The sequence below is a fragment of the Sneathiella sp. P13V-1 genome (assembly GCF_015143595.1).
Classification (GTDB): domain Bacteria; phylum Pseudomonadota; class Alphaproteobacteria; order Sneathiellales; family Sneathiellaceae; genus Sneathiella.
The window spans coordinates 892,801-905,874 of the sequence record NZ_WYEU01000002.1 but is presented as its reverse complement, the minus strand read 5'-3'; the positions used below and the strand labels follow the sequence as shown (position 1 = coordinate 905,874).

Genomic DNA, 13,074 nt, shown 5'->3' with positions numbered 1-13,074 from the left:
TGTGACATTTTTTCTCACATTTTTCGAATATCTGCGTCGATTTTTGCGTCGGGAGAGCTTTTAATTGCTGGAAGCACGTCATCAAGGCTTTCTACAACTGTGAAATAGTTCAGCGCACCGGCTTCGACAAAGCCTGCTTTGATCATGTGATGAACCAGATCCATAAACGGTTTCCAGTAATCTTTGTAGTTCACGAGAATGATAGGTTTGTCATGCAATTTAAGCTGACGCCAGGTGATCATTTCAAAGGTTTCATCCAGGGTACCAAGGCCCCCTGGTAGAACGACAAATGCATCAGATTTTTCAAACATCATCTGTTTACGCGTGTGCATGCTGTCCACCACATACAGCTCCGTCAAATCTTCGTGACTAACCTCAATCTCGTGTAGATGTTCGGGAATAATACCGATAACCTTTCCGTTAGCTTCCAGTGTCGCATCGGCCGTGATCCCCATCAGGCCAACATGACCACCTCCATAAACAAGGGTGATGTCATTCTGACCAAGCTGAAGCCCTAGATTGTGCGCAGCTTTTTTAAAGTCTTCATCAGCTGGCATTTTGGAACCGCAGTAGACACAGAGGGAAGTAATGTTCGTCATGAAGAGTTTCGCCTGTTTAGGAAATGGATTTCGGAAATCTATGATACTGATTATGTGCGCTTTTGTCCTGCTGGCGTCAAGCCCTGCATTTGCAGGCAAGGCGGATGTGATCGGGGTGAAACTGACGAAATCAAACGCGGATATGTACCGAATTTCTGTGACAGTTGCGCATGATGATACTGGGTGGGGTCATTACGCGGACCAATGGGATGTATTGGATGAAGCAGGGAAGGTATTGGGCTCCCGTATCTTGATGCACCCTCATGAAAATGAACAGCCTTTCACCCGGTCCATGTCTTTGTCAATTCCGATGGAGGTTAAAAAAATTACGGTGAGGGCGAGGGATAAAAAACATGGTTATGGTGGAAAAACCATGACTGTGAACGTGACGGAATAGCACTGTCACTTTCCTGCCCGAATTTTGTCACTATTTGCTTATTTAGTAGGATAATTAAAACAAAGTGGGATGAGCTAATGAATAAAGTCATAAAATTATTTGTAGCAGGTGGAGTTGCTTTAACCTTGGGGACGGGCATTGTTGCGGCATCCGCCCATGAAGGCAGTACTGGTAACAAAGACGCGGATATGCGTATTGCCAAAATGAAAGAGCTTGGCGCGGGCATGAAAGCCATTGCCGGGTTTGCTAAAGGTGAGGCTGGTTTTTCCCCGGCTTTAGAAGAGCATGCGAAACGGATAGTCGCTATTTCTGAAGAAATGAAAAACCTGTTTCCAGAAGGATCAGGTGGTCCGAAGACAAGATCAAAAGAAGAAATCTGGGCGCAGCCAGAGGCGTTTGCCAAAGCAGCTGAAAATTTCGAGTCTGCTGCAGTCAAATTATATACGGCAGTGATGACGAAAGATCAGGCAACCATAGGTGCAGCACTCGGTGCAACTGGTAAAACATGTGGTGGATGCCACAAACCTTTCCGGACACCTGAGCACTAATATCTATGAAACTGTTAAAAGGCATACTGTTTTCGGTATTGATGGGAATGGTGTGCCTTTTTTCATTTTCTTCACTTTTACAAGCTGCGGAAGGTGAATATCTGACTGCGATTGCCGGATGCAAAGGCTGCCATACAAAAGAAGAGGGAGCTACACCCTTTGCAGGCGGGCACGCTCTCAAGACACCGTTTGGAGTCTTCTACACACCAAATATTACGCCAGACGAAGAAAACGGTATTGGGAACTGGACAGAAGATCAATTTGTTCAGGCTGTTAAACACGGTATTCGGCCTGACGGTTCATACTACTTTCCATCTTTTCCCTATCCCAGCTACGCCAAAATGACAGATGAAGATGCCAAAAAAATATTTGGATTTCTGAAAACAGTTGCACCGTCTGATATCGCGAACAAAGAGCATGAAATAAGCGCTCCTTTTTCATGGCGCTGGCTTCAAGCTTTCTGGCGTGTTTTATTCTTCGATGACACGCCTATAGATCCAGAAGAGCGGGGCAAATACCTTACCCACGCTTTGGGGCATTGCAGTGAGTGCCATACACCCAGAAACCAGATGGGTGGATTTATACAAGACCGTTTTATGGCGGGCTCCTTGAAATCAGAACCCGCCGGGAAAGTTCCTAATATCACACCTCATGCCGATGGTATTGGCGAATGGTCTCGCGGTGATCTGATCAGTTTCTTCGAAAGCGGGATGAAGCCGAACTTTGATGATGTGCAAGGGGAAATGGGGATCGTCATCAGTCAAGGCACATCAAGGCTTTCCCTTGAAGATCGTGCAGCGATGGCCGATTACCTTCTTTCCTTACCTGCAATAGCGACACCAAAAGACTAAAATCCAATATTAACTCTGTGATCGCTCGCCAATTGGTTGCGTCTCAACCGGCAACAGGTCATACTGCCTCAAAACAGGGTTAATGGAGATAGTGACGTGCGGGTCTTTGCAATACTTGTTATTCTGTTGGGGTTGGCTGTGGGGGCCTTCTTCCTGTTCTTCAATGATCCGGAAAAATCTGTTCCAAGTGACGCGACAACTTCCACAACACAAAAACCCGCATCCGGCGGTCCAGCTTCTACAAAACGGGCGGAAAGCACCCTTGCACCGGAAGAAAAAGCAGCCGAACAAAGCAATAATCAGAAACCTTCTGTGAAAGAAACAGAGGCGAAACCTTCGAAACCTATTGTTATCGAGAAACCTAAAGTTCTGGAAAAACAGGAAACTAAAACTGGCATCGCTGCTATGGCGAACCCAAGTTTTGACGTGGTGCGTGTTGATGAGAATTGCGGGTTACTTGTTGCCGGTCGCGCGGAGCCTACGTCCGTTGTGTCAATCTTCGCCAATGAGACAAAACTGGGAGAAGCGGTCACTTCGTCGCGTGGGGAGTGGGTGTTCCTTGCTGACAAACCATTAGCATCCGGGGCCCAGCAGATCAACGCGACAGCCATCAATCCAGACGGTAAAAAAGTTGAAACTCCAAGAATGGTCATCATGCAGGTTCCAGATTGCACGAAAGTGATCGAAAAACGTGATCCTGCCATTGCTGTGTTGGCCCCAAAACCGGAAGATGGAAAAGAAACCGATATTTCCGAACGTGTGAGCAAGTTACTGCAACTCCCTGAACCAAAAGGGGATGTTTCAAAAGCAGAGGACTTGGCAGTAGGAAGTATTGATTATGACGAGAAGGGAAATGTCGCCCTTTCCGGTCAGGGTAAACCGGGCAATCAGGTAGATGTCTATCTGGATAACAAACATATCGGTTCGTCCCAAGTTGACGAAAATGGAGATTGGAAATTAAGCCCTGAAAATGACGTTCCGACAGGCAAGTATAACCTGCGTGTGGACCAATCGAATAAGGACGACAAAGTAATTTCCCGTGTTGAACTCCCGTTTAAAAGGGAAGCGGCAGAAGATGTGATCCTTGCCAAGGGCGGACTGGAAATTCGCGCCGTTGTTCAGCCAGGCAACAGCTTATGGCGCATCGCCCGTCGTATGTATGGGGATGGTTTGCAATACACCCTTATTTATCAGGCAAATGAAAGTCAGATCCGTGACCCGGATTTGATTTATCCGGGACAGATTTTCAGAATTCCAGAAAGTCAGTAGGGCTACTCTTCGGATTTTGGTTTGGCGGGTGTGTCGATGAAGTTAATGACTTCGTCGCTCCGCTCTACAAGTGGTTTCCAGCCAATATCGCGGGCAAGCTCCAGATAAGGGCGGATATGGAAGAGAAGCTGAGTAGTTGAGGCTATCATCTGAATGCCGCTCAACTCTCCGCTTAAGATATCATCAACCATCAGATAAATATGCTGGCGCTTGGGCTCCAGCACAAAACGGGCGTGATCTTTTTCAGGCTGCCAGCGAACCAGTTTCATCAGCCGTTCACGGAAGGCCGGATCTTCAGCAGAAAAAGGGAGCGGGCCTATATCACCAAGCAATAACAATCGGTGGTCTTCACCACTCTTACTCAAATGGCCGGAAAAGGTGACATTTTGCCACCTGAACCTGAAAGTCAATGGTGCAGTGGGGGCGATCCAGACAAGTTTTTCCCCGCCCTCTGCGATCAGGGCGTCAAATCCTTGGCTGTTGGGTACATCAGATGAGACGGTCATCACTTAACTTCAAATATCACTATATGTATAGGAATGATATGGTAAGACTATGGTCGCAAGTGGTTAAGAACTAGTAACCATTTTGCGCAAAATAAAAAAGAATAGGGGCTAGAAGAAGAAATGCAGAACATGAGTTTCGACAGCCATAGCCATTCTGATCAACGGAACCATCTTTCCACCGCTTGGACGTTAATGGGGTTTCTTTGGGCAAAAGGGCGCGGAGATCTTAAAATCCGCATTTGCATTGCGATGGCCTTGTTGATTTCTGCGGAAATTATGGCGGTTCTCACCCCCTATATTCTTAAATACCTGGTCGATTATCTGTCCGGTGAAGAAAATACTGTTGAGGCTTGGGCCTTTATTCCGGTTGGTCTTGTGATGGCTTATGGGTTCGCGCGTCTTTTCCAGCAGACCTTTGGCGAACTCCGGGATGCTATTTTTGCTAAAGTCGGTCAGAACGCTATTCGTCAGGTGGCTCTTCAAACCTTCAGGCATTTACACAAACTGTCACTTCGCTTTCACTTGGACCGTCAGACGGGTGGTCTTAGCAGAGTAATTGAGCGCGGCACGAAAGGGATTGATTTCCTGCTTCGTTTCATGTTGTTCAATATTGTCCCGACACTCCTGAAAATCATCTTTATTTGCGGGATTATGTGGGTCGAGTATGGCTTCCTGATGTCTTTAGTGACTGCTGTAACCTTGGTTGGTTACATCTATTTCACTTTGGCTGTCACTGAATGGCGTCTGAAATATCGTCGGACCATGAATGAAAAGGACAGTGAGGCCAATACAAAAGCAATCGACAGTTTGCTGAATTTTGAAACCGTAAAATATTTCGGTAATGAAGAACATGAGAGCCGTCGTTTTGATAAGGCGATCGCCGGTTATGAAAGTGCAGCGATCCGTAGTCAAACGACACTCGCATATCTCAACGTTGGTCAAGGTTTCATTATCGCTCTGGGTCTTGTCGCGGTGATGTTAATTTCAGCCAACGGCGTTGCGAATGGCAGTATGACTGTGGGTGATTTTGTTGCGGCGCATGCGTTCCTCATGTTGCTGATCCAACCGCTCAATTTCCTAGGCTTCGTTTATCGCGAGATCAAGCAAAGCCTTGTTGATATGGAGAAGATGTTTGAGCTTATCAGTGTAGGGCGTGAGATTGATGATGACCCAAATGCCCAACCTCTGAAAGACGGTAAGGGGGAAATTGTCTTTGATAAAGTGTCATTTGGGTATGACGACAAACGACAAATCCTTCACGATATTTCATTTACGGTAAAACCAGGTTCGAAAGTTGCCATTGTTGGGCCATCTGGAGCCGGCAAATCCACCATTTCCCGTATTTTATTCCGCTTTTATGACGTGAACGAAGGTTCTGTTACCATTGATGGTGAGGATATCCGGGAGGTTCAGCAAGCAAGCCTTAGGCAGGCCATAGGCATTGTCCCACAGGATACAGTTTTGTTTAACGACACCATTGCTTATAATGTCGGGTATGGACGCCCAGACGCTACGGACGAGGAAATCAAAGAAGCTGCGCAACTGGCAAGTATTGATACCTTCATCGAAAAGCTGCCCGATGGGTTTGATACTATGGTGGGGGAGCGTGGCTTGAAACTCTCAGGTGGTGAGAAACAACGCGTGGCCATAGCCCGCACGATCCTCAAGCGCCCACGAATTTTGCTGTTTGATGAGGCAACTTCCGCCCTTGATACACGAACAGAACGTGACATTCAGCAAAGTCTGAAAGAAGTTTCCAAGGGTCGCACAACCCTTGTAATTGCACACCGTTTGTCGACAGTGGTTGATGCAGATGAAATTCTTGTTCTTGATAAGGGGCGCATTGTGGAGCAGGGGACGCACACCCGATTGTTGGAGTTAAACGGACAGTACGCAGAAATGTGGGCCCGTCAGCAGGAAGTTGCAGATTATCAAGAAAAACTGGCGAAGGTGCTGGATTAGTCCTAAATTAAGATAAGTAGTCTTATTGGTTCTTTTTCCGAATGAATTGGGATATAGCCTTGTCCCCGGAAGAAAAATGAGAAAGTTGTCTTGATATGGATACATTGAAAACAGTCTTGGTGCCGATTAATAAAGAAGGCCATCTGTTTATTGCTATCTTTGCAATCGTGGCATTGGCGCTGTTTTTACTAACTGGCCCGTTTTTGGGCTGGGTTGGTATTATTCTCACCGCTTGGTGTGTCTATTTTTTCCGCGATCCTGACCGGCATGTTCCAACACGCGATGGGGTGATTGTTAGCCCTGCTGACGGTGTTGTTCAACTCGTTGAACGTGCCGTTCCTCCAGAAGAGCTGGGTTTGGGTAATGATCCAATGCTTCGTGTCAGTGTTTTTCTGAATGTCTTTAATGTACACGTGAACCGTATTCCGCTCGGGGGTAAGGTCATTAAATCAGTGTACCGACCTGGTAAATTTCTAAACGCGGCAATGGATAAAGCCTCTGAGGAAAATGAACGCCAGGCTGTTCATGTGCGCACAGAAGATGGCAAAGATATTGTCTTTGTGCAAATTGCAGGGCTGGTCGCGCGACGAATTGTCTGTAATCTTAACGAAGGGCAGGATGTAAAAACCGGCGAGCGGTTCGGAATGATCCGTTTTGGAAGCCGTACAGATATCTATTTGCCTGATGGTGTTGAGCCACTCGTAGGGGTTGGTCAGATTATGATTGGCGGAGAAACGATCCTCGCTGATTTGAGCGCTAAAAATGAAACTGCAGTTGCGGTGGAGGTTCGATAAATGGCTTTGGGGCGTCGTAAATTGAGGGAGCTACCGATTAACTCCCTCATTCCTAATATGCTGACAACGCTGGCTCTTTGTGCCGGTTTGACATCTGTAAAATTTGCTCTTGAAGGTAAATGGGAACCTGCTGTTATCGCTATTTTGAGTGCCGGTGTTCTGGACGGTCTCGATGGCCGAATGGCAAGGCTTTTAAAAGGGAGCTCAAAGTTCGGAGCCGAATTGGACTCGCTATCTGATTTTGTTAGCTTCGGTGTTGCGCCAGCTCTTGTCCTTTATCTTTGGACCCTGAATTCAGGCCTCGGAGGAATAGGGTGGATTATTGCCCTTATTTTCACTGTGTCCTGTGGTCTCCGTCTGGCACGCTTTAATTCAATGCTGGAAGAAGATACACCAGATTGGGAAGGCAAATACTTTACGGGTATCGCTGCGCCGGCTGGAGCAGCGATTTCATTGCTGTTTATGGTGGTTAGTTTTTACTCTGACGCTGAGATATTCAAATCAGCTTTTTTGAACGCAGCGTGGCTTCTATTTATGGCCTTCCTGATGGCGAGCCGTATTCCAACTTTCTCCATTAAACGTATCCGCATTCCACGGGGTTATATCATCATGTTCCTGATGCTTGTTGCAGGCACGGTTGCGGTGATGACAATTTATCCGTGGCACGTGCTGACAGGTATCGCGCTTCTCTATCTTGGAACAATTCCTTTTGCCATCGGCACCCATCGCCGCCTTGCACGGGAAGAAGCCGCTAAGAAAGCAAAAGCTGCGGCTGAGAATGTGGTGGAAGTTGATACTGGAAAAGAAATCAGCAATTAATTTTATTTCTGTTTGGAACTAAAAAAGGCAGCCAGTAGGCTGCCTTTTTTGTTGTCTATTCAGCAGGTGTTCCTGCCGCTTTGATCTTCATCTGGATCTTCTGTTGCTTCTTCTCTTTGCGCCGGGCGAAGAAGTCGCTGACATTCGCACCCACCATCAACAGGCAAGGCGTAACGATCAGTGTCAGTGCCGTTGCAAAAGTAAGACCGAAGGCAACAGCAGTTGAAAGCTGTACCCACCACTGAGATGACGGAGCACCCGTTGTGATTTCGCGTGTGATGAAGTCAATATTCACCTGCATCGCCATAGGCAGCAGACCGAAGATCGTGGTTACCGTAGTCAGCATCACGGGACGCAAACGCTGTGCGCCTGTTCGCATGATCGCTTCCATCGCATTCATACCCTGACGCCTCAAGTGCGCGAAGGTATCAATAAGCACGATGTTATTGTTCACCACAATACCCGCAAGCGAGATAACACCAATACCCGTCATCACGATGCCAAATGGTTGTCCGGTGATTAGAAGTCCCACAAACACGCCAATGGTTGACAGGATCACAGCGGATAGGATCAAGAAGGCATGGTAAAAGCTGTTAAACTGAGTGACCAGAATAATTGCCATAGCGAACATGGCGACAGCAAAGGCTTTACCCAAGAAGGCTTGTGCTTTCTTCTGCTCTTCATCTTCACCTTTAAAGCGGTAAGAAACAGCAGGATCCAGGTTAGCTTCTTCGACTAGCCATTTTTCAATCTCGCGCACTTTTGCATCGACCAAAACGCCTTCTTTAACATTGGCTTTAATGGTCATAACGCGGCGACCGTCTACACGGTTGATCGTTCCCACTTTTTGCTGTGGTGTCCGCGTTGCGAAGTTCGAGATTGGAACCATACCGTGATTGGTACTGACCCGAAGGTTATCCAACTGCTCAAGGCTGCGGTATTCTTCCGGGTATCTAAGGCGAATTTCAACTTCGTCATCGACTTCCTGCGGCCGATATTCGTGTGCTTTAATACCATTTGTCACCAGCTGAATTGTTTTACCAACAGTGGTCACATCGGCACCGAAGCGACCTGCTTGCGCGCGGTCCACAGAAATTTCCCATTCGATACCTGGAATGCTGCGGCTATCTTCCAGATCAAGAAGGTCAGCCACATTGTTGTCCAGATACGCACGAATTTTTGCAACTTCCGGTGCCAGTTTTTCCGCAAAGCGGGAGGAAAGCTCAATCTGAACATCTTTACCGGTCGGCGGACCATTATCAGGTACCCGTGTCTCTACAGAAATACCAGCGATGTGGTTCGTCATGGAACGGATGTCATCAAAGACGATAGCTGCTGGACGACGTTCATCCCATTCTTTGAACTCCATCTGAATAACGCCAATAACGTCTTCAGAAATATCCTGACCGTCGGACCCACCACCTGTTTTCGCATAAATGGAGCTGAAATCATCCAGTTTCAGAACTTCCAGTTCAACTTGTTGAACCAGTTCATCTTTCTCGATTGTGGACATATTACCCCGCGCATGGACATAGACGAGCGCCATCTCAGGTTCAACCTCAGGGAAGAACTCTACGCCATTGCCGTGCGTGGAATAGTATAGCTGAACACCGATCAAGATGCCAAAAGCTGCAAGAACAATCAGAAAAGGGAACCTAAGCGCAACTCCGAGTGTGCGAACGTAAACACCTGTTGCGCCGCCAACTGTACGTATATCACCGGTTTCAGCCGCTGCCAAAGCAGAGAGGGTTTTGGGGTTCATGGAACCCGCCTTACCAAATACAGAACCAAGTGTTGGCACAAAAACGAGAGCCATCAGCAAGGAACCCGTCAGAGTCACGATCAGGGTGATCGGCAAGAATTTCATAAATTCACCAACCACACCCGGCCAAAACAGTAAAGGCATAAATACTGCCAATGTAGTCGCCGTTGAAGCGATGATAGGCCACGCCATACGTTTTGCTGCAAGGCCATAAGCCTCAACTTTATCGTACCCTTCCGCCATTTTCCTGTCGGCAAATTCCGTTACTACGATGGCACCATCCACTAGCATACCAACGGCTAGAATAAGCCCGAAAAGCACAACGATATTGATGGTAAAACCGAACAGATACAGATAAAGAATACCGATCAGGAATGAGCCGGGGATAGACAGACCTACGAGACCTGCGGTCCTGAGACCAAGGGCGCTAATCACAACGATCATCACCAGAATAATTGCACTGATGATGTTGTTTTGAAGATCCGCCAGCATCGTCCGGATATCAGTTGATTTATCCTGACTGAACGTGACTTCCAGGCCTTCTGGCCAGACTTTCTGTTCTTCCGCGACAAGTGCTTTTACGTCTTCAATGGTTTCAATGATGTTTTCACCAAGACGCTTCTTGATCTCCAGCACAACAGCTTGCTTGCCATCAAGGCGCGCATAGCTTTCTGCGTCCTTAAAGGTACGGCGGATATCGGTGACATCTCCCAGGGTGACAACACCTTCGCCGGATACTTTAAGGGGAATAGAGAACACATCTTTGGCGGTCTCAAACAATCCTGGAACCTTGATTGAGAAACGGCCTTTCCCTGTATCCATTGCGCCTGCGGCAACAAGTTTGTTGTTTAGCTGTACCGCATTGATCAAGTCGGTATTGGAAATCTGGTAGCTTTCAAGTTTCACCGGGTCGATGATAACTTCAAGAACTTCTTCGCGGTCACCACCAATATCGGCGGCCAGTACACCCGGAAGACCTTCAATGTCGTCCTGCAGATCTTTGGCAATACGAATGAGGGAGCGAATTGGCATTTCACCAGAAAGTGTCACTACCAGAACAGGGAAGAGGCCCACATTCACTTCGTGAACAGATGGATCATCTGTTTCATCCGGAAGCTCGTTCTTGGCAATGTCCACTTTTTCGCGCACATCATCCAAAGCGGTATCTGCATCAAAGCCGGCTTCAAATTCCATCAGAACAGACGCATGGCCTTCACCCGCGGTGGAACGCATCTCTTTAACGCCCTCGATCCCGCGAAGCTCGATCTCCATGGGCCTTACCAACAAACGTTCCGCGTCTTCTGGAGAAATCCCTTCATGGGTCATGGACACATAGATAATCGGTATATTAATATCCGGATCAGCTTCTTTTGCGATGTCAAAATAGGCTACCGTACCCGCGAGCAGGATCAGAACTAGTGTCGTGATTACTGTGCGGGAGCGATGGATCGCCGCATCAATAATGGCGTTCATTATTTCACCTCAGCGGTATGAGTTTGCGGACGAACCTTTTCACCTTCACGCACAAATTCCTGACCGACTTCAATCAGGCGAATTTGATCGGGAAGACCTGCAACCCACGCACCTTCGTTCGAATCTGTAAGGATCTGAACTGGGTAAAACTCAACAATATCCTGATCATTAACCGAGCGGACACCCAGATCACCTTCGTCATTCAATGTCAGGATCGCCGGAGAAATCTGATGCGCCATGATTTTGTCAGTTTTAAAGGTGATCTCGGCTGTAACACCCGAACGCAAGCTGTAATCAGGGTTCGGAACTTTCAGTTCAACACGGAAAGTACGTGTGGCAGCATCTGATTGTTTGCTGACATAGCGCACATTTCCTTGAACTACTTCACCTGTGATGAGCTTGGCAAAACCAGAGTCACCTACCTTGATTTTGTTGACATAAACTTCTGCGATTTGTCCGGTGACAAGGAAGGGATCTTCATCCATCAGAGTTACAACAGTGGAACCATCTTTAATGTAGGCGCCGATTTCAGCCTGACGTTCTTCGATCACCCCATCGAAAGGCGCTGTGATCACAAGATCTTCCAAACCGATACGCACTGTTTCCGCTTGCGCAAGGGCACTGTCTAACTGCGCCTTAGATGCTGCCAAGGTTGTTTTGGCGCTAAAGCCCTTCTTACTGAGAGACTTGGAGGCGTTGTATTCGATTTGACGCTGACGGATAAGGGCTTCGGCTTCCGCAAGTCGCGCTTTACGATCTTTCACCGCAAAGCGGATCAACACGTCACCCTTTTTAACCCTTTGTCCTTTCTCAACTTCTACAGCAACCACACGGCCTGGTGTTTCAGCTTTCAGATCAACAGAACGAATTGTTTCTGTTTTGCCGCGCACAACAATTTCCTGCTCGCGTTCACGCGCAGAATATGTACGAACAAGAACCTGCTGAGGTTCTTTTTCATTTGCCACGGGCTCCGCTGGTGATGAGGTCGTTTTGCTGCTTTCGCCTTGTGCAGCGGCAGCAATGACCTGACCTTCTGTTAGATTTTCAGCCTGTGGATCCTGGAATTGTCCCGACACAATCCATGCTGTCACGCCAACGGCGATGATTACGGCGAGTATTACTGAGCGATTCACTTTATGCACCCCTTATGAATTGCATTCATGCAATCTTGCTGACCCGTTCATCAGGGCAGCTTTCGAGCATGTGTCGGTTTCTATTAATGTAGTCAATGGCGGCTTCACGGACATGAACTCCGAAGCCACAAAGGAATTTTTCGGATGGTGTTTGCTTCCTATCACAATCTTCGGACAGAAGATGAATTTTCTGTTGATAGTTGGAGACAATACTATCCAGTACTTTGGTAAGATGATCTTTTGGCAACAGATGCGCGTACATCAGAGTTGTAAGTGCTTCAGACCTGAAATGATCTTCACCGGGCATCCGAAGAATATAATCTTCAAAGGTTTTCCGCCCGAGATCAGTTATGGAGTAGATTTTCTTGTCTGGGCGTTTGCTTTGTACTTCTTCACGAAGGGTAACAAGACCTTCCTCCGCCAATTTATTCAGTGATGGATAAATTGAGCCATATCCCGCATCGTAGAGCAGGCTAAGTCTTTCCTGAAACGCTTTCTTGATCTCGTACCCGGTGGCATCACCAAAGGTCAGAAAACCAAGGCAGAGAATACGCACATTCATTTAACTGCATCCAATATCTGCAATCCAAATGGTTAGATCGCAGGCCCATATATCGGCTTGATATAACGGTGCGATATAATAGGTGCAAGATGCAGGAAGTCTGTGACAGCAATCACGAGAATGTTAGGGGAACGTGTATTAAGCACACATAAATGTGCGCTGCGTCATAAATGTCAGATATGCCAGTCTTTATGTGTGGCTTTCAAATCAAACGGAGTGTCACAAGTGACATATTGCAACTGTTTGAAAATTTGATTCTGAATGGACTGTGTATTGAACGCGAGCGTTTTCGGTGCTGTGCTACCCATTACAGCCATTAAAACGAAAAGATATAGGCCTGTTAAGCCTGCAAGTAATTTGAAATACATCGCCATTCCCCTTTTGCTGATAATCACATCA

The 13,074-nt window shown here is 47.2% G+C and carries 12 protein-coding genes; 7 read left to right on the top strand and 5 right to left on the bottom strand.

The features are described from left to right. Positions 1 to 14: 14 nt before the first annotated feature. Positions 15 to 599: a TIGR00730 family Rossman fold protein gene (locus GUA87_RS11325; RefSeq protein WP_193716659.1), complete on the bottom strand. Its 585-nt coding sequence runs from the start codon at positions 597 to 599 to the stop codon at positions 15 to 17. A 40-nt stretch (positions 600 to 639) separates the two neighbouring features. Here GUA87_RS11325 and GUA87_RS11320 point away from each other — a divergent pair, with 40 nt between their 5' ends. The 4 genes from GUA87_RS11320 (at position 640) to GUA87_RS18225 (ending at position 3,664) form a co-directional block, all read left to right on the top strand. Beyond that, positions 640 to 996: a hypothetical protein gene (locus tag GUA87_RS11320; RefSeq protein ID WP_193716658.1), complete on the top strand. Its 357-nt coding sequence runs from the start codon at positions 640 to 642 to the stop codon at positions 994 to 996. Between the two features lie 77 nt (positions 997 to 1,073). Then, a complete protein-coding gene (locus tag GUA87_RS11315; protein WP_193716657.1) occupies positions 1,074 to 1,544 on the top strand; it encodes a c-type cytochrome in 471 nt (156 codons plus the stop codon). A 5-nt stretch (positions 1,545 to 1,549) separates the two neighbouring features. Continuing rightward, positions 1,550 to 2,395 carry a c-type cytochrome gene (locus tag GUA87_RS11310; RefSeq protein ID WP_193716656.1) on the top strand — a complete coding sequence of 282 codons (846 nt, stop codon included), beginning with the start codon at positions 1,550 to 1,552 and terminating at the stop codon, positions 2,393 to 2,395. A gap of 96 nt (positions 2,396 to 2,491) precedes the next feature. Further along, entirely contained in the window at positions 2,492 to 3,664 is a 1,173-nt protein-coding gene (locus GUA87_RS18225) for a LysM peptidoglycan-binding domain-containing protein (protein ID WP_193716655.1), read from the top strand. A 2-nt stretch (positions 3,665 to 3,666) separates the two neighbouring features. Here the strand turns inward: GUA87_RS18225 and GUA87_RS11300 are convergent, their stop codons facing one another. After that, on the bottom strand, positions 3,667 to 4,170 hold the full coding sequence (locus tag GUA87_RS11300) for a hypothetical protein (RefSeq protein WP_193716654.1): 504 nt from the start codon (positions 4,168 to 4,170) through the stop codon (positions 3,667 to 3,669). A gap of 120 nt (positions 4,171 to 4,290) precedes the next feature. Between GUA87_RS11300 and GUA87_RS11295 the strand changes: the two genes are divergently transcribed. The 3 genes from GUA87_RS11295 to GUA87_RS11285 all read left to right on the top strand — a co-directional run bounded on the left by GUA87_RS11295 (position 4,291) and on the right by GUA87_RS11285 (position 7,745). Further along, positions 4,291 to 6,132 carry an ABCB family ABC transporter ATP-binding protein/permease gene (locus GUA87_RS11295; protein ID WP_193716653.1) on the top strand — a complete coding sequence of 614 codons (1,842 nt, stop codon included), beginning with the start codon at positions 4,291 to 4,293 and terminating at the stop codon, positions 6,130 to 6,132. A gap of 95 nt (positions 6,133 to 6,227) precedes the next feature. After that, positions 6,228 to 6,926, top strand: coding sequence for a phosphatidylserine decarboxylase (locus tag GUA87_RS11290; RefSeq protein ID WP_193716652.1), 699 nt, complete (start codon positions 6,228 to 6,230; stop codon positions 6,924 to 6,926). Continuing rightward, positions 6,927 to 7,745, top strand: a complete 819-nt coding sequence (locus GUA87_RS11285; RefSeq protein ID WP_193716651.1) for a CDP-alcohol phosphatidyltransferase family protein — start codon at positions 6,927 to 6,929, stop codon at positions 7,743 to 7,745. A 55-nt stretch (positions 7,746 to 7,800) separates the two neighbouring features. Here the strand turns inward: GUA87_RS11285 and GUA87_RS11280 are convergent, their stop codons facing one another. The 3 genes from GUA87_RS11280 to GUA87_RS11270 are packed head-to-tail and all read right to left on the bottom strand — an operon-like array spanning position 7,801 to position 12,675. Further along, positions 7,801 to 10,980, bottom strand: coding sequence for an efflux RND transporter permease subunit (locus GUA87_RS11280; protein WP_193716650.1), 3,180 nt, complete (start codon positions 10,978 to 10,980; stop codon positions 7,801 to 7,803). After that, complete coding sequence (locus GUA87_RS11275; RefSeq protein ID WP_193716649.1) at positions 10,980 to 12,113, bottom strand: efflux RND transporter periplasmic adaptor subunit; 1,134 nt, start codon at positions 12,111 to 12,113, stop codon at positions 10,980 to 10,982. Before GUA87_RS11275 ends, GUA87_RS11280 begins: the two co-directional genes overlap by 1 nt. A gap of 25 nt (positions 12,114 to 12,138) precedes the next feature. Continuing rightward, positions 12,139 to 12,675, bottom strand: coding sequence for a PadR family transcriptional regulator (locus GUA87_RS11270; RefSeq protein WP_193716648.1), 537 nt, complete (start codon positions 12,673 to 12,675; stop codon positions 12,139 to 12,141). Between the last annotated feature and the right edge of the window lie 399 nt (positions 12,676 to 13,074).